The organism is Streptomyces genisteinicus, from assembly GCF_014489615.1.
GTDB lineage: Bacteria > Actinomycetota > Actinomycetes > Streptomycetales > Streptomycetaceae > Streptomyces > Streptomyces genisteinicus.
The window spans coordinates 102357-127280 of sequence record NZ_CP060826.1 but is presented as its reverse complement, the minus strand read 5'-3'; the positions used below and the strand labels follow the sequence as shown (position 1 = coordinate 127280).

At 75.6% G+C, this 24924-nt stretch carries 1 protein-coding gene; it reads left to right on the top strand.

The features are described 5' to 3' along the window. The first annotated feature begins 59 nt into the window (after window positions 1–59). Window positions 60–24917 (top strand): type I polyketide synthase, encoded by a 24858-nt coding sequence (locus IAG43_RS34825; protein ID WP_281404001.1) that lies wholly within the window; start codon window positions 60–62, stop codon window positions 24915–24917. Window positions 24918–24924: the final 7 nt, after the last annotated feature.

Sequence of the window (24924 nt, the reverse complement as noted above, 5' to 3'; positions counted from 1 at the left end):
CTACGATGGCGCGCGTCGTCGGTGCCGGCCGAGACCATCCCTGAGCGGTGGAGAACTCGATGAATACTCGTGACGAGAAGGCCGTAGAAGCCCTCAGGGCGTCCCTGAAGGAGGTCGAACGCCTTCGCAGGCAGAACCGGGAGATGCGGGAAGCAGCCCGCGAACCGGTGGCGATCGTCGCGATGAGCTGCCGCCTCCCCGGCGGCGTCGGCGACCCGGAGGAGCTGTGGCGCCTGGTCGCCGACGGCACCGACGCGATCGTCGACTTCCCCGGGGACCGCGGCTGGACGGAGACCGGTCCCGCCCCGGAGGGCTACGCCCGCCGGGGCGGGTTCGTGTCCCACGCCACCGACTTCGACGCCGAGCTGTTCGGCATCAACCCGCGCGAGGCGCTCGCCATGGACCCCCAGCAGCGGCTGCTGCTGGAGGCGTCCTGGGAGGTCCTCGAACGGGCGGGCATCGACCCCCACTCGCTGGCCGGCAGCGACACCGGCGTCTTCGTCGGCGCCTCGCCCACCGGGTACGCCACCGCCGGCCGCATGCCCGAGAGCACCGTCGGCTACCAGCTGACCGGCAGCGCCCACAGCGTGCTGTCCGGCCGGCTCTCCTACGTCTACGGCCTGGAGGGCCCGGCCGTCACCATCGACACCGCCTGCTCGTCGTCGCTGGCCGCCCTCCACCTCGCGGTGCAGTCGCTCCGCCGGGGGGAGTGCGGGCGCGCCCTCGTCGGCGGCGTCGCCGTGATCACCACCCCCAGCGCCTTCAGCGAGTTCGGCAAGCAGGGCGGCATGTCCTCCGACGGACGCTGCAAGTCCTTCTCGTCCGACGCCGACGGCACCGGATGGAGCGAGGGCGTCGCGGTCCTCCTCGTGGAACGCCTCTCCGACGCCCGCCGGCTCGGACACGACGTGCTCGCCGTCGTCCGCGCCACCGCGATGAACCAGGACGGCGCCTCCAACGGCCTCACCGCCCCCAACGGCCCCTCCCAGCAGCGCGTCATCCGCGCCGCCCTCGACGCCGCCCGGCTCACCCCCGCCGACATCGACGCCGTCGAGGCGCACGGCACCGGCACCCGGCTGGGCGACGCGATCGAACTGAAGGCCCTCCAGGACGTCTACGGCAGGGACCGCGACGCCGCCCGCCCGCTGTGGCTGGGCTCCCTCAAGTCGAACATCGGCCACACCCAGGCCACCGCGGGCGTCGCCGGCGTCATGAAGAGCATCCTGGCGATGCACCACGACGAGCTGCCCCGCACCCTCCACGTCGACGAGGAGACCCCGCACGCCGCCCGGCCCGGCGGCGGCGTCCGCCTGCTGGCCGAGCCGAAGCCGTGGCCCCGCCGCGAGGAACCCCGCCGGATCGGCGTCTCCGCGTTCGGCATCAGCGGCACCAACGTCCACGTCGTCATCGAGGAGGCGCCCGCCCCGGACCCGGCCGGCACCGCCCCCGCGGCACCGGACCACGCGGCGCCCGCACAGTCCCGCGGACCGGTCGTCTGGCCGGTGTCGGCCGCGACCCCGGACGCCCTGCGCCATCAGGCCGAACGGCTGGCCCGGCGGCTCGGCGAGCGGACCGACGATCCCGCCGACATCGCCTGGTCGCTGGCCACCACCCGGGCCGGCCTCACCCGGCGCGCCGTCGTGTCCGGCGCCGACCGCGCGGAACTGCTCGCCGGGCTCGCCGCGCTCGCCGCCGGCACGACCGCCCCGGGCGTCGTCACCGGCGTCGTCGGCGAGGGCAGGACGGCGTTCCTGTTCACCGGCCAGGGCGCCCAGCGGACCGGCATGGGCCGCGAACTGTACGACGCCCATCCCGTGTTCGCGGCGGCCTTCGACGCCGTCTGCGCCCGCATCGACCTCGAACGGCCCCTGCGCGACGTCGTGTTCGGCGACGCCGAAGCCCTCGGCCGCACCGTCTGGGCCCAGGCCGGCCTCTTCGCGCTGGAAGTCGCCCTCTTCCGCCTGCTGGAGTCCTGGGGCGTCTTCCCCGACGTCCTCCTCGGCCACTCGATCGGCGAGATCGCCGCCGCCCACTGCGCCGGCGTGCTCTCCCTCGACGACGCCTGCCGTCTCGTCTCCGCCCGCGGCCGGCTCATGGACGCCCTGCCGCCCGGCGGCGCCATGCTCGCCGTCGAGACCGCCGAGGACGCACTGGGACTCCCCGACGGCGTCGACCTCGCCGCCGTCAACGGACCCTCCTCGATCACCGTCTCCGGCGACGCCGAGGCCGTCGACGCGCTGGAGGCGAGGCTCCGCGCCGACGGCGTACGCGTCAAACGGCTCACCGTCTCGCACGCGTTCCACTCGCACCTGATGGAACCCATGCTCGACGCGTTCGCCGCCGTCGCCCGGACGCTGACCTACCACGCACCCGAGGTCCCCGTCGTCACCACCGCCCCGGGCGACCCGGCCGGCCCCGACTACTGGGTGCGCCAGGTCCGCGAGCCCGTCCGCTTCGCCGACGGCGTGAGCAGGCTGCGCGCCGACGGCGTCACCCGCGTCGCCGAACTCGGCCCGGACGGGGTGCTGTGCGCCCTCGCCCAGCAGACCGCCCCCGACCTCGTCTGCGCGCCCCTGCTGCGCAAGGACCGCGACGAGCAGGAGACCGCCCTCGCCGCACTCGGCCGCCTCTGGGCCTTCGGAGCCGGCCCGGACTGGCCCGCCGTACTGACCGCGGGCCGCCCCGTCGACCTGCCCACCTACCCCTTCCAGCGCGCACGGTACTGGCCCGAACCGCACACCGACGTCCCCGAGGCCGCCCCCGCCGACGCCGGCGAGGCCCGGTTCTGGGAGGCCGTCGAACGCGAGGACCTGACCGGGCTGGCCGAAACCCTCGGCATGCCCGACCGCGCGGAAGCCCTGGAACAGGTCGTGCCCGCGCTCTCCTCGTGGCGGCGCTCCCGCCACCAGGACGCCGTCCTCGACTCGTGGCGCTACCACGTCGCCTGGCGACCGCTCCCCGACCACCCCGGCGCACCCGCGCCCACCGGAACCTGGCTCCTGCTCACCTCCGGCGGCACCGCCCCCGCGCGGGAGACGGCCGACGCACTGCGCGCCGCCGGAGCCCTGGTCCACGAGGCCGCCCTCGCACCCGGCGACGACCGGGCCGCCATCGCCGAGCGCATCGCCGACGCCGCCCCGGACCGCGTCGTGTACGTCGCCGGCGGAGCCGACGGGACCGACCCGAAGGACCCCGCGGCCGAACTCGCCGTCCTGCTGCGGGTCTTCCAGGCCGTCGCCGACTCGGCGACCGGCGCCCGGCTGTGGTGCCTCACCCGCGGCGCGGTCTCCACCGGGGACGGCGACCGCCCGACCCGCCCCGCACACGCACTGCTGTGGGGACTCGGCCGGGTCGCCGCACTGGAACGCCCCGACATCTGGGCCGGCCTGATCGACCTCCCGCAGGACACCGACGAGCGGACCGGGGCGGCACTCACCGCCCTGCTCGCCGGCGACCGCGGCGAGGACCAGGCGGCCCTGCGCGACGGCCGGGCGCTGGCCCGCCGCGTCGTCCGCGCCCCGCACGCCACCACCGCCCCGCGGCGGTGGACGACCGACGGCACCGTCCTGGTCACCGGCGGAACCGGCGGCCTCGGCGCCGACGTCGCCCGATGGCTCGCCGGACGCGGCGTGCCGCACCTCCTGCTGGCGAGCCGCCGCGGCCCCGACGCCCCCGACGCCGCCGAGCTCACCGCCGAACTGACCGCGCTCGGCGCGCAGGTGACCGTCGCCGCGTGCGACATCGCCGACCGCGCGTCGCTGTCGGCCCTGCTGGCCGCCGTCCCCGCCCACCTCCCCCTCACCGGCGTCGTGCACACCGCCGGCGTCGGAGACGGCAGCCCGCTGCTCGACACCGACGAGGCCGCGGTCACCCGGGTGATCACCGGCAAGGTCACCGGTGCGGCCCTGCTCGACGAACTCACCGACGGACTCGGCCTGTTCGTCGTCTTCTCCTCCATCGCCGCGACCTGGGGCAGCGGCGGCCAGGGCGCCTACGCCGCCGGCAACGCCTACCTCGACGCCCTCGTGGCCGACCGCCGCGCCCGCGGCCTCAGCGGCACGTCGATCGCCTGGGGCCCGTGGGCCGAGATCGGCATGGCCAAGGACGACGAGGTCGTCCGGGCCCACCTCCGCCGCGGCCTGGGCGCCCTCGACCCCGTGCTCGCCGTCAGGGGACTCGCCGGCGCGGTGGACCGCGACGAGGCGTACGTGAGCATCGCCGACGTCGACTGGAAGAGGTTCGCCCCGGCCTTCCTCTCCGGACGTCCCGCCCCGCTCCTCGCCGAACTCCCCGAAGCCGTCGCGGCGTCCGACGACTCGGCGCACACCGCCGACGACGGCCGCGTCACCTCCGAACTCCTCGACGCGCTGGCCTCCGCGCCCGCCACGGAGTGGCCGCGGCTGCTGCTGGACGCCGTCCGCACTCACACCGCACGGGTGCTCGGGCACGGCGCGGCGGACGCCGTCGAACCCCGCCGGGCCTTCCGGGACGTCGGATTCGACTCGCTGACCGCCGTCGAACTCCGCAACGCCCTCACCGCCGAGACCGGGCTGCGGCTGCCCGCCACCCTCGTCTTCGACCATCCGACCCCGGAGGCGCTCGGCGAGTACCTGCTCGCCGAACTGTCCGGCACGACCGCCGCCCCCGCGCACGCCGAGCCGCTGCCCGCCCGCGCCGCGGCCGACGACGACCCGATCGTCATCGTGGGCATGAGCTGCCGGCTGCCCGGCGGCGTGGACGGCCCGCAGGCCCTGTGGGACACGGTGCTGTCCGGCTCCGACAACACCGGCCCGTTCCCCGCCGACCGCGGCTGGGAGACCCACCTCGCCGGCGCCGCCTACGCGCTGCGCGGCGGCTTCGTGGACGCGGCGACCGACTTCGACGCGGGCCTGTTCAACATCTCGCCGCGCGAGGCGCTCGCCATGGACCCGCAGCAGCGCCTCCTCCTCGAAGCCTCCTGGGAAGCCCTCGAACACGCCGGCATCGACCCGACCTCCCTGCACCGCACCGCCACGGGCGTCCTCGTCGGCGCCTCCTCCTCCGGCTACGGCATCGGCACCGACCTGGCATCGGGCACGGAAGGGCACGTCCTCGCCGGCGGCGCCAACAGCGTCATCTCGGGCCGGGTGGCCTACACCTTCGGCCTCGAAGGACCCGCGGTCACCGTGGACACGGCCTGCTCGTCGTCGCTCGTCGCCCTGCACCTGGCGGTCCAGGCGCTGCGGCAGGGAGAGTGCGAACTGGCCCTGGCCGGCGGCATCACCGTGATGGCCGTGCCCAGCATCTTCGCCGAGTTCGAGCGGCAGGGCGGACTCTCGTCCGACGGCCGCTGCCGCGCCTTCGGCGACGCCGCCGACGGCACCGGCTGGAGCGAGGGCGTCGGCCTGGTGGTGCTGGAGCGCCTCTCGGACGCCCGGCGCAACGGGCACCGGGTGCTCGCCGTCGTGCGGGGCTCCGCCGTCAACCAGGACGGCGCGTCCAACGGCCTGACCGCCCCCAACGGCCCCTCCCAGGAGCGGGTCATCCGGCGGGCCCTCGCCGACGCCCGGCTCACCACCGCCGACGTGGACGCCGTCGAGGCGCACGGCACCGGCACCACGCTCGGCGACCCGATCGAGGCGCAGGCCCTGCTCGCCACCTACGGCCAGGGCCGCGACGAACCCCTCTGGCTGGGCTCGCTGAAGTCCAACATCGGCCACACCCAGGCCGCTTCCGGCGTCGCCGGTGTGATCAAGATGGTCATGGCGCTGCGCCACGGCGTGCTGCCGCCGACCCTGCACGCGGACACACCGTCCTCCCGGGTGGACTGGGAGTCCGGCGCCGTCGAGCTGCTGACCGAGGTCCGGGACTGGCCCGAGACCGGCCGGCCGCGCCGCGCGGGCGTGTCCTCGTTCGGCATGAGCGGCACCAACGCCCACGTGATCCTGGAAGCCGCCCCGGAGCCTGCCGAACCCGTCGCCGCCGCTGCTGTGCCGGCTGCCGGTGTGGTGGGCGGTGTGCTGCCCTGGGTGGTGTCGGGCCGGACCGAGCAGGCGCTGCGCGGCCAGGCCGCCCGGCTGCTGGAGCACGTCCGGGAAGCCGACGCGGACGCGGACGGCGGAGCTGCGGACGGCCTGATCGCCGCCTCCCTGGCGGCCACACGTGCCGCGCTCGGCCACCGTGCCGTCCTCATCGCCTCCGACCCCGCCGGCCTGCGGCAGGCGCTCGAAGCCCTCGCCGACGGCCGCGAGACCCCCGCCGCGGTGACCGGCACCGCCGCGTCCGCCCGGACCGGCCCGGTGCTGGTGTTCCCGGGGCAGGGGTCGCAGTGGCTGGGTATGGGGCGTGAGCTGGCCGGGTTCTCGCCGGTGTTCCGGGAGTCGCTGGAGGAGTGTGCGGCGGCGTTGGAGCCGTTCGCGGACGGCTGGTCGCTGCTCGATGTTCTCAGCAGTGATGACGAGGTGTTGTGGGGCCGGGTGGATGTGGTCCAGCCGGTGTTGTGGGCGTTGATGGTGTCGCTGGCCCGGTTGTGGCGGTCGGCGGGTGTGGTGCCGTCTGCGGTGGTGGGGCATTCGCAGGGTGAGATCGCGGCTGCGGTGGTCGCCGGGGGCTTGTCGTTGTCGGACGGTGCCCGTGTGGTGGCGTTGCGGTCGCGTGCGTTGCGGGTGCTGGCGGGGCGGGGCGGGATGGTGTCGCTGGCGGCGGGTCCTGGGATGGCGCGTGAGCTGGTGGAGCCGTTCGGTGGGCGGGTGTCGGTTGCCGCGGTGAACGGTCCGGGTGCGACGGTGGTGTCGGGTGAGCCGGGTGCGCTGGACGAGTTGATGGCGGTGTGTGAGGCGCGGGGGGTGCGGGCGCGTCGGGTGCCGGTGGATTATGCGTCGCATTCGGTGCAGGTGGAGGAGTTGCGGGAGCGGATTCTCGCGGATCTTGCCGCGGTGGCGCCGGTGTCGTCTGCTGTTCCGTTGTATTCGTCGGTGACGGGTGGGCGGATCGACACGGCGGTGATGGATGCCGGGTACTGGTACGAGAGTCTGCGGTCGCTGGTGCGGTTCGACGAGGCGACGGGTGCGTTGCTGGCGGACGGCCGGTCGGTGTTCCTGGAGTGCAGCCCGCACCCCGTCCTCACCCCCGGCATCGAGGAGAGCCTGGAGGCCGCGGGCGCCGACGGCACCGTCCTCGCCACCCTGCGGCGCGACGAAGGCGGAGCACAGCGGTTCCTGACCGCGCTCGCCCTCGCCTGGACCGCCGGCGTCGACGTGGACTGGTCCGGCATGCTCCCCGCGGGCGGCAGGACCGACCTCCCCACCTACGCCTTCCAGCGCGACCGCTACTGGCCGAAGCAGGCCCTCACCGCGGACGTGTCGGCCGTCGGCCAGTCGCGGCTCGGCCACCCCCTGCTCGGCGCCTGTGTCGCCCTCCCCGACGGCGGCGTGGTGCTGACCGGACGGCTGTCGCCGTCCGCCCACACCTGGCTCGCCGACCACCAGGTGCTCGGCGCACCCCTCGTGCCCGGCACCGCCCTCGTCGAGATGGCACTCCAGGCCGGCGACCAGGCCGGCTGCGGCGAACTGCGCGAACTCGTCCTGCGGACACCGCTCGCCCCGGCACCGGAAGGCGTCACGATCCGGGTCGCTGTCGGCACGGCCGAGGACGGCGGCGACCGCCCGGTGGAGATCTTCTCCCGCCCCTCCGACGACGCGGACTGGGTCTGCCACGCCACCGGCCTGGTCGGCGCCCAGGAGACCCCCGCCCCCGCGGGCCCCGGCACGGCCGGCGACACGGCCTGGCCCCCCGCCGGCGCCCGCCCCGTCGACCTGACCGGCTTCTACGACGCCCTGGCCGACGCGGGATACGCCTACGGCCCCGCGTTCCGCGGCCTGCGGTCCGCCTGGCGGCAGGGCGACACCGTCTTCGCCGACATCGTCCTCGACGAGAACCTCGACCCGGCCGGATTCGGCACCCACCCCGCGCTGCTCGACGCCGCGCTGCACGCCGCCGGCCTCGGAGCCCCGGCCGGGGACCGGGCGACCCGGCTGCCGTTCGCCTGGAAGGGCGTCGCCCTCCACGCCACCGGCGCCACCCGCCTGCGCGTGACGCTCACCGTCGCGACGGACGGCATCGCCGTCCGGGCCACCGACCCGGCAGGCCAGCCGGTCATCACCGTCGACTCCCTCGTCCTGCGCGAGATCACCCCCGACGTCCTCTCCGAGGCGCTGAGCCAGGCCCGGGACCACACCGTCCGCACCACCCTCTTCGCCCTCGACTGGACGCCCCTGCCGGACACCGGGAACCCGCCGCCCGACACCGCGGACTGGGTCACCCTCGGCCCCGGCGACAGCGGCTCGGAGCCCGGCGGCACGCAGGCGACCGCACCGGTCACCGTGCTCGCCCTGCCCGCCCCCGACCCCACTGCCGAACCCGCCACCGGGGCCGAACCCGCCACCGGGGCCGGCACCGCGGACGCCGTCCGGCGGACCACGCACGACGTCCTGCGCACCGTGCAGGAATGGCTCGCCGGCGAACAGCCCCCGCAAGCACGCCTCGTGGTCGTCACCCGGGGCGCCGTCCCCGCCGCCCCCGGGCAGGCCGTGACCGACCTCGCGGGAGCCGCGGTCTGGGGCCTGCTGCGCTCGGCCCAGACCGAACACCCGGGCCGCATCGTGCTGCTCGACCGCGACCCGGCCGGCGGCGACGACGACACCTGGCCCGCCTGGGCCGCCGTCGACGACGAACCGCAGCTGGCCGTCCGCGACGGCCGGGCCCGCGTGCCCCGCCTCGCCCACGCGGACACCGTCGCCGGCACCGCGCTCGCCCTCCCCGCCGGGACGGAACCCTGGCGGCTCGATGTCACCGACGAGGGAACCCTCGAGAACCTCGCCCTCGTCCCCGAGCCCGCGGCCGACGCCCCGCTGGAACCCGGCCAGGTCCGCGTCGCCGTACGCGCCGCCGGAGTGAACTTCCGCGACGTCCTCATCGCCCTCGGCATGTACCCCGACCAGGCCCGGATGGGCGCCGAAGCCGCCGGCACGGTGACCGCGACCGGACCCGGCGTCACCGACCTCGCCGTCGGCGACCGGGTGTTCGGCTTCTTCAGCGGCGGCATCGCCGACCGGGCCGTCACCGACCGCCGCCTGCTGGCACCCGTCCCCGCGGGCTGGTCCTTCGCCCAGGCGGCGGCCGTCCCGGTCGCCTACTCCACCGCCTACTACGGCCTCACCGACGTCGCGGCCGCCCGCCCCGGCGAGTCCGTGCTCGTGCACTCCGCCGCGGGCGGCGTCGGCATGGCCGCCGTCCAGCTCGCCCGCCACCTCGGCCTGGAGGTGTTCGGCACCGCCGGCCCCGCCAAGTGGGACGTGCTGCGCGCCGCCGGCCTCGACGACGCCCACATCGGCTCCTCGCGCGACCTCGCCTTCGAGGACCGGTTCCGGTCCGCGACCGGCGGCCGCGGCGTCGACATCGTCCTCAACTCGCTGGCGGGCGAGTTCGTCGACGCCTCGCTGCGGCTCCTCGCCGACGGCGGCCGGTTCGCCGACATGAGCCGCACCGACCTGCGCGACGCCGCCCAGGTGGCCACCGACCACCCCGGAACGCACTACCGCGCGTTCAACCCCGCCGAAGCGGGGGCCGACCGCATGCGGGAGATCCTCGCCGAGATCATCGCCCTCTTCGACAGCGGCGCGCTCACCCTGCTGCCCACCACCGTGTGGGACGTACGGGACGCGGTCACCGCGTTCCGCCACATCAGCCAGGCCCGGCACATCGGCAAGAACGTCCTGACCGTGCCGGCACCGCTCGACCCCGACGGCACCGTCCTCGTCACCGGCGGCACCGGCACCCTCGGCGGACTCCTCGCCCGCCACCTCGTCACCGAGCACGGCGCCCGGAACCTCCTGCTCCTCAGCCGTCAGGGCGACCGGAGCCCCGGCGCGGCCGAACTCCTCGCCGACCTGCACGCCCTCGGCGCACGCGCGGAGATCGCGGCCTGCGACGCCGCCGACCGGGACGCACTGGCCCAGGTGCTCGCGGCCGTCCCCGCCGCCCACCCGCTCACCGGCGTCGTGCACGCGGCAGGGTCCCTCGACGACGGCGTGTTCGAGGCGATGACCCCGGACCGCCTGGACGCCGTGCTCCGCCCGAAGGCGGACGCCGCCGTCCACCTCCACGAGCTGACCGCCGGCGCCGACCTCGCCCTCTTCGCGCTCTACTCCTCCGCCGCGGCCACGTTCGGCACCGGCGGACAGTCCAACTACGCGGCCGCCAACGGCTTCCTCGACGGCCTCGCCTCCTGGCGCCGCTCCCGGGGCCTGCCCGCCCAGTCCCTGGGCTGGGGCCTGTGGGAGCAGGCCAGCGCCCTCACCGGCCACCTGCTCGACCCCGCGACGGCACCGGCCGGCTCGGGCTCCGGTTCGGGCTCGGGCTCGGGCTCCGGGAGCAGGAGGGTCCCCACCCTCGGCACCGGACTGGGCCTGGCCCTCTTCGACGCCGCGACCGCGACCCACCTTCCGCACCTCGTGCCCGTCGTCCTCGACCGCACACGCGACACCGCCGTCCCCGCCCTGCTGCGCGGCCTGATCCGCCCGCTCGGGCGGCGGGCCGCCGCCCAGGAGTCCGACGATCTCACCGGTCTCGCGGGACGGCTGCACGGGCTGTCCGCCGCCGAACGCCGCGAAGCGGTCCTCGGCCTCGTCCGCGGCCACGCCGCCACCGTCCTCGGACACACCGGCACCGACGCCATCGGAGCACGCCAGGCCTTCCGCGTCCTCGGCTTCGACTCGCTGACGGCCGTGGAACTCCGCAACCGGCTCAACGCCGCGACCGGCCTCCGGCTCCCGGCCACCCTGGTCTTCGACCACCCCACCCCGGCGGTCCTCACCGACCACCTCCTCGGCCTGCTGGGCGGCGAAGCCGCGCCCGAAGCCGCCTCCGCACGCCCGGAGCCGACCACCGGCACCGCGCACGCGGAGCCGGTCGCGATCGTGGGCATGGCCTGCCGGCTGCCCGGCGGCGTCGCCTCACCGGCGGACCTGTGGTCGCTCGTCAGCACCGGCGGGGACGCGACAGCGGGCTTCCCCGCGGACCGCGGCTGGCCGGCCCGGGTCGTCGAGGGAGAGGCGGCCCGCGGCGGATTCCTGGACGGGGCGACGGAGTTCGACGCCGGCCTCTTCGGCATCTCGCCGCGCGAGGCGCTGGCGATGGACCCCCAGCAGCGGCTCCTCCTCGAAGCCTCCTGGGAGGCCTTCGAGTCCGCCGGCATCGTTCCCTCCGACGCCCACGGCACGGCCACCGGCGTCTTCGTCGGCGCCGCCCACGCCCAGTACGGCCTGGGCATGGACCTGCCGGACTCGGCCGCCGGGCACGTGATGACCGGCACCGCGACCAGCGTCGCCTCCGGTCGTCTCGCGTACACCTTCGGCCTCGAAGGACCCGCGGTGACGGTGGACACGGCGTGCTCGTCGTCGCTGGTCGCCCTGCACCTCGCCGTCCAGTCGCTGCGCAGCGGCGAGTGCGACATGGCACTGGCCGGGGGCGCCACCGTACTGGCGACACCCGGTGTCATCACCGAGTTCGACCGGCAGCGCGGCCTCGCCTCCGACGGCCGGTGCAAGGCGTTCGCGGACGGCGCGGACGGCACCGGCATGTCGGAGGGCGTCGGCGTCCTGCTCGTGGAACGCCTCGCGGACGCCCGGCGGCTCGGTCACCCGGTGCTGGCGGTCGTGCGCGGCAGCGCGGTCAACCAGGACGGCGCGTCCAACGGGCTCACCGCGCCCAACGGCCCCGCGCAGGAGCGGGTCATCCGGCGGGCCCTGGCGGACGCCCGGCTCACTCCCGCGGACGTGGACGCCGTCGAGGCGCACGGCACGGGCACGAAGCTCGGCGACCCGATCGAGGCACAGGCCCTGCTCGCCACCTACGGCCAGGACCGCGACGAACCCCTCTGGCTGGGGTCGGTGAAGTCCAACATCGGCCACACCCAGGCGGCGGCGGGCGTCGCGGGCGTCATCAAGATGGTGGAGGCGATCCGCCACGGCGTCCTGCCCGCCACCCTGCACGTGGACCAGCCGACCTCGCAGGTGGACTGGTCGGCCGGGGCCGTCGAACTCCTCGCCCGGGCACGGGAGTGGACGGAGGCCGACCGGCCGCGCCGGGCCGGCGTGTCGTCGTTCGGCATCAGCGGCACCAACGCCCACGTCATCCTCGAAGCCGCGCCCGCCGGGACCGACGCCGTCGAGCCGGACACCGTCGGCACCGACACCACCGACACCACCGGCACCGGCACCACCGGCACGGACGGGGACACGGCGACGGGAACCCTCGGCTGGGTCGTCTCGGCCCACACCGCCGAAGGCCTGCGCGCCCAGGCGGAGCGCCTGGCCGGCCTGCCCGTGGAGCACCGGCCCGCCGCGCGGGACGTGGCGTGGTCGCTGGCCACGACCAGGGAGGCCCTGGACCACCGGGCCGTGATCGTGGGCGTCTCCCCGTCGGACCTCGCGGACGGCCTCAACGCCCTCACCGACGGCCGCCCCGACCCGGCGCTCACCACCGGCACGGCCCGCGAGGGCCGGACCGCGTTCCTGTTCTCGGGTCAGGGTGCGCAGCGGGTCGGCATGGGGCGCGAGCTGTACGAGGCGTTCCCGGTGTTCGCGGAGGCGTTCGACGCGGTCTGCGCCCGGGTGGATCTCGACCGTCCGTTGCGTGAGGTGGTGTTCGGGGAGGACGCGGAGCTGCTGGCGCGGACCGCGTTCACCCAGCCCGCGCTGTTCGCGGTCGAGGTGGCGCTGTTCCGGCTGGTGGAGTCGTGGGGCGTGGTCCCGGACGTGCTGGTGGGTCATTCGATCGGTGAGCTGGCTGCCGCGCATGTGGCGGGGGTGCTCTCCCTCGATGACGCGTGTGCGCTGGTGTCGGCGCGGGGCCGGTTGATGGAGGCGCTGCCGGAGGGCGGCGCGATGCTGGCCGTCGAGCTGGCCGAGGGCGATCTCGACCTGCCGGAGGGGGTGGACCTGGCGGCGGTGAACGGGCCGACCTCGCTCACCGTCTCCGGTGACGCGCAGGCGGTCGACGCGCTGGAGGAGCAGCTGCGCGCCCGGAGCGTCCGGGTGAAGCGGCTGACGGTGTCGCACGCGTTCCACTCGCATCTGATGGAGCCGATGCTGGCCGAGTTCGCGTCGGTGGCGGAGTCGTTGACGTATCACGCCCCGTCGATCCCGCTGGTTGCCACGGCGCCCGGTGACATGGCCACCCCGGAGTACTGGGTGTCGCAGATTCGTGAGCCGGTGCGGTTCGCGGCGGCGGTTGGTTCGTTGGCGGTGGGGACGCGGTTCCTGGAGTTGGGGCCGGATGGTGTGCTGTGTGCGCTTGTGCGGGCCTCGGCGGGTGAGGGTGCTGTGTGTGCGGCGGCGTTGCGCGGGGACCGGGGTGAGAGTGCTTCGGTGCTGGGTGCGTTGGGTCGTCTGTGGGTGTCGGGTGCGGTGGTGGACTGGTCGGCGGTGTTGCCGGCGGGTCGTCGTGTGGTGCTGCCGACGTATGCGTTCCAGCGTGAGCGGTACTGGCCGGAGGTGTCTGCTGCCGGTGCGGTGGCCGGTGCCGGGGCGGGCGCGGACGAGGTCGAGGCCCGGTTCTGGGAGGCCGTCGAGAGCGAGGACCTCGCCGGACTGGCCGACACCATCGGACTCACCGACACCCCGGGCCGGCTGGACTCCGTGCTCCCCGCCCTCTCCGCGTGGCGGCGGAGCCACCGCGAGGAGTCGCTGACCGAGTCCTGGCGCTACCGCGCCACCTGGACCCCGCTCTCCGGCCTCACGGACACCGCCGCCACCCTGTCCGGGACCTGGCTGCTCGTCGGCGAGCCCCGGCCCGCCGTCGCCACCGCGCTCCGCGACGCCGGGGCCGACGTCCTCGCCGTGACCGGCGACGCCGAGAGCCTCGACGCCGTCCCGCACACCGCGACGAGCCCCGTCACCGGCATCGTCGTGACGGTTCCGTCCACCTCCGTCGTGACCGAATCCGTGGCCCTGCTGCACCGGCTGGACGCGGCGGACATCGACGCCCCCGTCTGGCTGCTCACGAGCGGCGCGGTGTCGGTCGGGCGCTCCGACCCGCTGCGCAGCCCCGAGCAGGCCCAGGCGTGGGGCCTCGGCCGCGTGGCGGCCCTGGAACGACCGCGCCGCTGGGGCGGCCTGATCGACCTCCCGGCCGACCCCGACACCCGCGCGACCCGTCTCATGACGGCCCTCCTCGCGGGCGGTACCGGTGAGGACCAAGCCGCGGTGCGCACCTCGGGTGCGTACGGCCGGCGCCTGGCCCGTGCGACCGGCAACGGCCCGGCCCCGGCGCCGTGGACGCCCACTGGCACCGTCCTGGTCACCGGCGGGGCCGGAGCGCTCGGCGGACACGTGGCGCGCTGGCTCGCCGGGCGCGGCGTGCCGCACCTGGTCCTGGTCGGCCGCCGCGGCGCGGACACGCCCGGCACCGACGCACTCGTGGCGGAACTGGCCGCGCTCGGCGCACAGGTGACCGTCGCCGCGTGCGACGTCGCCGACCGTGCGGCGCTCGCCGCCGTGCTGGACGCGATCCCGGCCGCTTACCCGCTGACCGGCGTGGTGCACGCGGCCGGAGCGGGACAGGCCGTACCGCTCACGGACACCGACGACACGGAGATCGCCCGGGTCCTGGACGCGAAGGCGGCGGGCGCGGCGCATCTCGACGCGCTCACCCGCGAACGGGGCGACGCGCTGGACCTGTTCGTCGTCTTCTCGTCCATCGCCGCCACCTGGGGCAGCGGCGGGCAGGCCGTCTACGCGGCCGCCAACGCCTACCTGGACGCCCTCGTCGAACAGCGGCGCGCACAGGGGAACCCCGGCACCTCGGTGGCCTGGGGACCCTGGGCCGGTCCCGGCATGGCCGAGGCGGACGGGGCGGAGGAGCACCTGCACCGGCACGGTCTGGTCGCGCTCGACCCGCACCTCGCCGTGGTCGCCCTCGCCCGCGCCGTGGACCTGGCCGAGAGCTGCGTGACCGTCGCGGACGTGGACTGGGCGCGGTTCGCCCCCGCCTTCGTCTCCGGCCGCGACAGCGCCCTCCTCACCGGCCTGCCCGAGGCCGCCGCGGCGCTCGCGCCCGTACCGGCGGCCGGCGCCCGGACCTCCGGGTTCCGCGCCGGGCTGCTCGCCGCGCCCGAGGGACGCCGCCACGGGATGCTGCTCGACCTGATCCGGTCGCGTGCCGCCGTCTGCATCGGCCTGCCGTCCGCGGCCGCCGTGGAGGCCGGACGGTCCTTCCGCGATCTCGGCTTCGACTCGCTCACCGCCGTCGAACTGCGCGACCTGCTGGGCGCGGAGACCGGGCTCGCGCTGCCCGCGACCCTCGTCTTCGACCATCCCGACGCCGACGCGCTGGCGGCCCATCTCGCCGGCGAACTGCTGGAGCACGCCGCTCCGTTCGACGCGGCGGCCCCGGCCGCCGCCCCGGCCGCCTCCGACGAGCCGATCGCGATCGTCGGCATGAGCGCCCGCTACCCCGGCGGGATCCGTTCCGCCGACGAGATGTGGGACCTGGTCACGCGCGAGGCCGACGGCATCGCCGGCTTCCCGGCCGACCGCGGATGGCCCGCCGACGCCCTGGAGGGCGTCGCGGCACGCGGCGGCTTCGTGGACGGCGCGACCGAGTTCGACGCCGGTCTCTTCGGGATCTCGCCGCGCGAGGCGCTGGCGATGGACCCGCAGCAGCGGCTGCTGCTGGAGGCGGCATGGGAGGCGTTCGAGTCGGCCGGGATGAACCCGCGCGGGCTGCGCGGCCGGCCGGTCGGCGTGTTCGCGGGGGCCTCCGCCTCCGGCTACGGCGACACCGGCGGCCTGGAAGGAGCCGAGGGGTATCTGCTCGCCGGCACCGCGGGCAGCGTGATCTCGGGCCGGGTGGCCTACGCCTTCGGCCTGGAGGGCCCGGCGGTGACGGTCGACACGGCCTGTTCGTCGTCGCTCGTCGCGATGCATCTCGCGGCACAGGCGCTGCGCAGCGGCGAATGCGAGATGGCGCTGGCCGGCGGTGTGACGGTGATGACGTCGCCGGGTGTCTTCGCCGAGTTCGAGCGTCAGGGCGGTCTCGCCTCCGACGGCCGGTGCAAGGCGTTCGCGGACGCCGCCGACGGCACGGGCTGGGGCGAGGGCGTCGGCGTACTGGTGCTGGAGAAGCTGTCCGACGCGCGGCGGCTCGGGCACGAGGTGCTGGCGGTCGTGCGGGGCTCCGCCGTCAACCAGGACGGCGCGTCCAACGGCCTGACCGCGCCCAACGGTCCCTCGCAGCAGCGCGTCATACGCCAGGCGCTGGCGAGCGCCCGGCTCACCACCGCCGACGTCGACGTCGTCGAGGGACACGGCACGGGCACCCGGCTGGGCGACCCGATCGAGGCGCAGGCGCTCCTCGCCACCTACGGGCAGGACCGGACCGAACCCCTCTGGCTGGGGTCGGTGAAGTCCAACATCGGTCACACACAGGCTGCTTCGGGAGTCGCGGGTGTGATCAAGATGGTGCTGGCGATGCGCCACGGCGTGCTGCCGGCGACGCTCCACGTGGACGTGCCGTCGTCGCAGGTGGACTGGTCCGCGGGTGCGGTGCGGCTGCTGACCGAGACACGCCGGTGGCCCGAGGCGGACCGGCCGCGCCGGGCCGGTGTGTCGTCGTTCGGCATCAGCGGCACCAACGCCCACATCATCCTCGAAGCCGCCGAACCCGCCCCGCAGGCCCCGCTCCCGGCCGCCCCGGCGGGCGACGTCGGCTGGATCGTCTCGGCCCGCACCGCCCAGGGGCTGCGCGCCCAGGCGGAACGCCTGGCCCGCGTCCACGCGGAGCTCGACACCGCCGAGCAGGACGTGGCGTGGTCGCTGGCGACGGGTCGCGCGGCGTTGGAGCACCGGGCTGTCGTGCTCGGTGCGGACCGGGACGACCTGCTCGCCGGAGTGCGCGCGCTGGCCGAGGACAGGTCCGTGCCGTCGGTGGTCCGCGACGAGGCCGTGCACGGCGGGCTGGCCCTGCTCTTCACCGGCCAGGGTGCGCAGCGCGCCGGGATGGGCCGTGAGCTGTACGAGGCGTTCCCGGTGTTCGCGGACGCGTTCGACGCGGTCTGCGCCCGGGTGGATCTCGAACGGCCGCTGCGGGACGTGGTGTTCGGGGACGGGGACGCGCTGGACCGCACGGTCTACGCCCAGGCGGGGCTGTTCGCGGTCGAGGTCGCCCTGTTCCGGCTGGTCGAGTCGTGGGGTGTGACCCCGGACGTCCTCGTCGGCCACTCGATCGGTGAGCTGGCCGCCGCGCATGTCGCGGGGGTGCTCTCCCTCGACGACGCCTGTGCGCTGGTGTCGGCGCGTGGCCGGCTGATGGAGGCGCTGCCGGAGGGCGGCGCGATGCTCGCGGTCGAGCTGGCCGAGGAGGGTCTGGAGCTGCCCGAGGGCGTGGATCTGGCGGCGGTCAACGGGCCGACGTCGCTCACCGTCTCCGGTGACGCGGACGCGATCGACGGGCTGGAGGAGCAGCTGCGGGCCGACGGCGTCCGGGTGAAGCGGCTGACGGTCTCGCACGCGTTCCACTCGCACCTGATGGAACCGATGCTCGCCGACTTCGCGTCCGTCGCGGAGTCGCTGACCTATCACGCCCCGGCGATCCCGTTGATCGCCACCGCGCCCGGCGACATGGCCACGCCCGACTACTGGGTGTCGCAGATCCGGCAGCCCGTCCGCTTCGCCGACGCCGTCCGCGGGGCCCAGGACGCCGGTGTCACCCGCTTCCTCGAACTCGGCCCCGACGGCGTGCTCTGCGCCCTCGCCCAGCAGTCCCTGACCCTCTCCGAGTCCGGTCATATCCTGCTCCCCGTCCTGCGCAAGGACCGCAGGGAACCGGCCACCGCGCTCCGTGCGCTGGCCGGACTCTGGGCCTCCGGTGTCACGGTCGACTGGACCGCGGCCCTGCCCGCCGGCCGTCGCGTCACACTGCCGACCTACCCGTTCCAGCGCGAGCGGTACTGGCCGCAGGCCGGCTCCGCCGCCGCAGCGCCCGCCGACGCCCTCGACACCCGCTTCTGGGACGCGGTGGAACGCGCCGACATGGACCAGCTCGCCGGTCTCCTCGGCACCGGCGGATCCCCGGACCTGCTCGCCCCGGCGCTGCCGATGCTCTCCTCCTGGAGCCGTCAGCGGCGCCGTGACTCCGTGCTCGGGTCGTGGCGCTACCGCACCACGTGGAACCCGGTCGTGGACCTGCCCACGACGGCGTCCCTGACCGGACGCTGGCTCCTGGTCGTCCCCACAGCACCCGAGACGGCCGCTGCACCCGTCGGGAACGGCACGTCCGCACACGACGAGGCCAACGCAGCGACCGCCGCAACCGAAGCGGCCGCAGCCGCAGCCGACGCCGTCGCCGCCGCGCTCACCGCCGCGGGCGCCGAGCCGGTGCGGCTCGCCGTACCCGTCGGCACGGAGCGGGCCGCACTCGCCGCCCGGATCGCCGAAGCGGGCCCGGTGGACGCGGTTCTCTCGCTCGCCGCCTGGGCACAGCAGCCCGTACCCGGGTCCGCGGTGCCCGCCGGACTCGCACTGAACCTGGCCCTGTTCCAGGCGCTCGGCGACGCCGGCACCACCGCCCGCTGCTGGGCGCTGACCTCCGGCGCGGTCGCCGTCGGGCGGGCGGACGTGCTGGCCCACCCCGTACAGGCGCAGACCTGGGGACTGGGACTCGTCGCCGCCCTGGAGCACCCGGACCGGTGGGGCGGTCTGATCGACCTCCCGCCCGTCCTGGACGCACGGGGCGGGGCCCGGCTGGCCGCCGTCCTCGGCGCGGGCACCGGCGAGGACCAGGTGGCCCTGCGCGACTCCGCGGCGTACGGCCGCCGCCTGGTGCGCACGGAGTCCGGCGGCAGCGCCGCGCCATGGTCGCCGTCGCGGACCGGTTCGGTCCTGGTGACCGGCGGCACCGGCGCACTCGGCGCGGTCGTCGCCCGCCGACTGGCCGACCGCGGCGCGTCGTGCCTGCTCCTGCTGAGCCGGCGCGGCACCGATGCCCCCGGCGTCGCCGAACTCGTCGCGGAACTCGGCGAGCGGGGCACGCGGGTGATCGTGGCGACCGGCGACGTGAGCGACCGGGACGCCGTGAGCGCCGCGCTGGCCCGGCTCCCGGAGGACCTTCCGCTGACCGGGGTCGTCCATGCCGCGGGCGCGCTGGACGACGGCACGCTCGACACCCTCACCCCGGAACGCTTCGAGGCGGTGCTGACGGCCAAGGCGTCCGGCCTGGTGACCCTCGACGAACTGACCCGGCCCCACGCGCCGGACTTCTTCGTGGCGTTCTCCTCGCTGGCCGGAACGGTCGGCAGCGCGGGCCAGGGCAACTACGCCGCGGCCAACGCCTTCGTCGACGCCTTCATGCGCGCACGGCGGGACCGGGGTCTGCCCGGCGCGTCGATCGCCTGGGGACCGTGGGCGCACACCGGCATGGCGGCCGAGGACGGGGCCGTGGCCGGGCGACTGCGCCGCGGCGGGCTCTCGCCCATGGACCCGGAGCTGGCCGTGACGGCCCTGGAACACGTCCTCGCGGGCGACGGCGCCGAACCGCAGCCGGCGGTCGCCGACATCGACTGGCCGCTGTTCGCCGCCGCGTTCACCGAGAGCCGGGCGAGTGCCCTGCTCTCCGCACTGCCGGAGGCGGCGCCGGCCGCGGGCACCCCGGGCGGCGACCCGGGCCCGGCCGGAGGCTTCAGGGCCGAACTGGCAGCGGCGCCCGCGAGCCGCCGCGGCGGGCTTCTGCTCGAAGCGGTGCGCGCATGGGCGGCCGCGGTGCTCGGCCACCGCTCGGCCGACGCGGTCGGCACCGGCCAGGCCTTCCGCGACCTCGGCTTCGACTCGCTGGCGGCCGTGGAACTGCGCAACCTGATCGGTGCCCGCACCGGACTGTCACTGCCCGTGTCACTGGTGTTCGACCGGCCGACGCCGGAGGTGCTGGCGCGCCACCTCGAACAGGAGCTGTTCGGCGCCGAGCGGCCGGCCGAGCCGGCCGCCACCGGCACCGGTACCGTCGCGGGGACCGCGGCGGCCGACGAGCCGGTGGTGATCGTCGGAATGAGCTGCCGGTTCCCCGGCAGCGTGGCGGCCCCCGACGACCTGTGGAACCTGCTGACCGGCGGAGTCGACGCGATGACCGGCTTCCCTGCCGACCGGGGCTGGAAGCCCGTCGGCGGCGGGGCGGCGTTCGCCCCGGAGGGCGGCTTCGTGGACGGGGCGACCGACTTCGACGCGGGCCTCTTCGGGATCTCGCCGCGCGAGGCGCTGGCGATGGACCCGCAGCAGCGGCTGCTGCTGGAAGCGACATGGGAGGCCTTCGAGTCCGCCGGGGTGGACCCGCGCAGCGTGCGGGGCGGCGCGGTCGGCGTCTTCGCCGGTACGAACGGCCAGGACTACCCCCGGATCGTCGCCGGCACGGACGAGCAGATCCAGGGCCACGTGGCCACCGGCAACGCCGCGGCCGTCCTCTCCGGCCGGGTGTCGTACGCCTTCGGTCTCGAAGGCCCCGCGGTGACGGTGGACACGGCGTGCTCGTCGTCGCTGGTCGCCCTGCACCTCGCCGCGCAGGCGCTCCGCAGCGGCGAGTGCGACATGGCCCTGGCCGGCGGTGTGACCGTGATGTCGACGCCCACGGTGTTCGCGGAGTTCGAGCGCCAGGGCGGCCTCGCGGCCGACGGCCGGTGCAAGGCGTTCGCCGACGCGGCCGACGGCACGGGCTGGGGCGAGGGCGTGGGCGTGCTGCTCGTGGAGCGGCTCTCCGACGCCCGGCGGCTCGGCCACCGCGTGCTGGCGGTCGTGCGCGGCAGCGCGGTCAACCAGGACGGCGCCTCGAACGGGCTCACCGCGCCCAACGGCCCCTCGCAGGAACGGGTCATCCGTGCCGCGCTCGCCGCGGCCCGGCTCACCACCGCCGACGTGGACGTCGTGGAGGCGCACGGCACGGGCACGAAGCTCGGCGACCCGATCGAGGCGCAGGCCCTGCTCGCCACCTACGGCCAGGACCGCGACGAACCCCTCTGGCTGGGGTCGGTGAAGTCCAACATCGGCCACACCCAGGCGGCGGCGGGCGTCGCGGGCGTCATCAAGATGGTGCTGGCGATGCAGCACGGGATCGTGCCGGCGACGCTCCACGTGGACGCGCCGTCCTCGCAGGTGGACTGGTCCGCGGGTGCGGTACGGCTGCTGACCGAGGCACGTCAGTGGCCGCAGGCGGACCGCCCGCGCCGGGCCGGTGTGTCGTCGTTCGGCATCAGCGGCACCAACGCCCACGTCATCCTCGAAGCCGCACCGTCCGCCCAGGACGGCCACTACGGCCCGGACGGCGCCGACGGCCCTGGCGACGACGCCCCGGCGCCGTGGCTGCTGTCGGGCCGGACGGCACCGGCACTCGCCGCCCAGGCGGAGCGACTGCACGACTTCCTCACCGGCAGGCCGGATCTCACACCCGCCACCGTGGCACGCACCCTGCTCTCGCGCGCCGGGCTCGACCACCGCGCGGTGGTCTCCGGAGCCGACCGGGACGAACTGCTGGCCGGACTGCACGCCCTGGCGAACGGCCAACCCGCCCGGGACCTGGTGCGCGACCAGGCCGTCAACGGCGGACTGGCCCTGCTGTTCTCGGGTCAGGGTGCGCAGCGGGTCGGGATGGGCCGTGAGCTGTATGCCTCCTTCCCGGTGTTCGCGGAGGCGTTCGACGCCGTGTGTGCCCGGGTGGATCTCGACCGTCCGTTGCGGGACGTGGTGTTCGGGGAGGACGCGGAGCTGCTGGCGCGGACCGCGTTCACCCAGCCCGCGCTGTTCGCGGTCGAGGTCGCGCTCTACCGTCTCGTGGAGTCGTGGGGGGTGACCCCGGACGTGCTCGTGGGTCATTCGATCGGTGAGCTGGCTGCCGCGCATGTCGCGGGTGTGCTCTCCCTCGACGACGCGTGTGCGCTGGTCTCGGCGCGGGGCCGGTTGATGGAGGCGCTGCCGGAGGGCGGCGCGATGCTCGCGGTCGAGCTGGCCGAGGAGGGTCTGGAGCTGCCGGAGGGGGTGGACCTGGCGGCGGTGAACGGGCCGACCTCGCTCACCGTCTCCGGTGACGCGACCGCGATCGACACGTTCGAAGAGCAGTTGCGCGCGCGGAGCGTCCGGGTGAAGCGGCTGACGGTGTCGCACGCGTTCCACTCGCATCTGATGGAGCCGATGCTGGCGGAGTTCGCGTCGGTGGCGGAGTCGTTGACGTATCACGCCCCGGTGATCCCGCTGGTTGCCACGGCGCCTGGTGACATGGCCACCCCGGAGTACTGGGTGTCGCAGATTCGTGAGCCGGTGCGGTTCGCGGCGGCGGTTGGTTCGTTGGCGGTGGGGACGCGGTTCCTGGAGTTGGGGCCGGATGGTGTGCTGTGTGCGCTTGTGCGGGCCTCGGCGGGTGAGGGTGCTGTGTGTGCGGCGGCGTTGCGCGGGGACCGGGGTGAGAGTGCTTCGGTGCTGGGTGCGTTGGGTCGTCTGTGGGTGTCGGGTGCGGTGGTGGACTGGTCGGCGGTGTTGCCGGCGGGTCGTCGTGTGGTGCTGCCGACGTATGCGTTCCAGCGTGAGCGGTACTGGCCGGAGGTGTCTGCTGCCGGTGCGGTGGCCGGTGCTGGGGCTGGTGCGGACGAGGTGGAGGCCCGGTTCTGGGAGGCCGTCGAGAGCGAGGACCTCGCCGGACTGGCCGACACCATCGGACTCACCGACACCCCCGACGCGTACGCCTCCCTGCTGCCGGCACTGTCGACGTGGCGCAGGCGCTCCCGCGAGGAGTCGGCGCTCGCCGGGCTGCGCTACCGGGTCGACTGGCGGCCCACCGTCGTGCCGGACGCCGCGCTCGCCGGGACCTGGCTGCTCGTCGTCGAGACGGACGAACCGGACGACGCGGACGCCCCCGCGCGAACAACTGACACGGGAACAACTGACACGGGAACAGCCGGCACCGGAACGGGTGCCGCGGGAGCGGATGACGGGGGCGTCGGCGACGCCCTCCGGGCCGCGGGTGCCGAGGTCGTCCGCCTGGCGGTCGCCGCGGTCCGTCCCGACCGCGACGACCTCGCCGCACGCCTGCGCGCCTGCGCCGAGGAGGTCACCGGCGACATCACCGGGGTCGTCCACGTGGCGGGTCGGCACGCCGGACTCCCGGCGCAGCTCGCGCTCGTCCAGGCCCTCGGCGACGCCGCCCTCGACGCCCCCCTGTGGTGCGTGACCCGCGGTGCCGTCGCCGTGAACGCAGGGGACAGGGTCACCCGGCCCGAGCACGCCCAGCTGTGGGGCTTCGGGCAGGTCGTCGGACTCGAAGACCCCAAGCGCTGGGGCGGGTTGATCGACCTGCCCGCCGAACGGGGCGCGTGGAACCCGGCCAGACTGGCCGCCGTCCTCGCCGGCGTCACCGGCGAGGACCAGGTCGCCGTGCGCGGCGGCCGCGTCCTCGGACGGCGTCTCGTCAGGGCCGGCCAGGCGGACCGGTCCGCACCGGCCTGGACACCGTCGCGGCCCGGCACGGTCCTGGTCACCGGCGGCACCGGCGCCCTCGGAACCGCCGTGGCCCGATGGCTGGCCGGACGGGGCGTCGCCCATCTGCTGCTCACCGGTCGCCGGGGCCCGCGGACACCCGGCGCCGCGGAGCTGGCCGCCGAACTCGAGGCCAGGGGGACCAGGGTGACCGTCGCACGCTGCGACGTCGCCGACCGGGACGCGGTGGCCGGTCTCCTCGCCTCCGTCCCGGCCGACCTGCCGCTGATCGGGGTCGTCCACGCCGCCGGCGTACCCCAGTCCGAACTGGTGGAACGCACCGCACCCGACGCCGTCGCGCAGGTGACCGACGGAAAGGTCCGCGGCGCGGCCCACCTGCACACGCTCACCTCGGACGCGGGCGCACACCCCGACACATGCGCCGACCTGGAACTCTTCGTGGTCTTCTCGTCCATCGCCGCCACCTGGGGCAGCGGCGGGCAGGCGCTCTACGCGGCGGGCAACGCCTACCTGGACGCGCTGGTCCGCGCCCGCAGGGACCGCGGGCTCGCCGGCACCTCGGTGGCGTGGGGGCCGTGGGCGGGCTCCGGCATGGCCGCGACGGGGGAGGCGGAGGAGTACCTGCACCGCCGCGGTCTCGGCGCACTCGACCCGCGGATCGCCGTCGCCGCGCTGGCGCAGGCGGTCGACGGCCAGGAGTCCGCCCTGACGGTCGCCGATGTCGACTGGGCCCGGTTCGCCCCGGTGTTCACCTCGGGCAGGCCGAGCCCCCTGCTCGGCGAACTGCCGGACGCGGTACGCGTGCTGACGGCGGAGCCCTCCGGCGACGAGAGGGGTTCCGGGCTGTCCGACCGGCTCGCCGGCCTCGGTGCCGGTGAGCGGCTCGCCGAACTCGGCAGGCTGATCCGGCACACCCTCACCGTCGTCCTCCGCTACACCCCGGACGAGCACATCGACGACACGCGCCCCTTCAGCGACCTGGGATTCGACTCCCTCACCGCCGTCGAGTTCCGGGATCTGCTGGCCCGGGAATGCGGGCAGCCGCTCCCGGCCACGCTCGTCTTCGACCACCCGACCCCGGCCGTCCTCGCCGACCACCTGCACCGCACCCTGCCGGGCGGGGCGCCGGTCACCGACGTGGGGCCGCTGATCGGAGCGCTCGACGCGCTGGAGGCCATGGTGGCCGACAGCCCGCCGGACGAGCTGTCGAAGGCCCGGCTCACCGTCCGCCTGCAGGCGTTCCTCGACACCTGGACGGCGACCGGCCCGACCGGCCGGAACACCAGGCCGGCCCGTCCGGCCGAGGGAGCCGGCGCCGACGACGAAGCCGTGGCCGACCGGATCGCCGCCGCCGATGACGACGACGAGCTGATCAGCCTCATCCGCGAGCAGCTCGGCGACACCGTGGGCGACTGACCGCGCC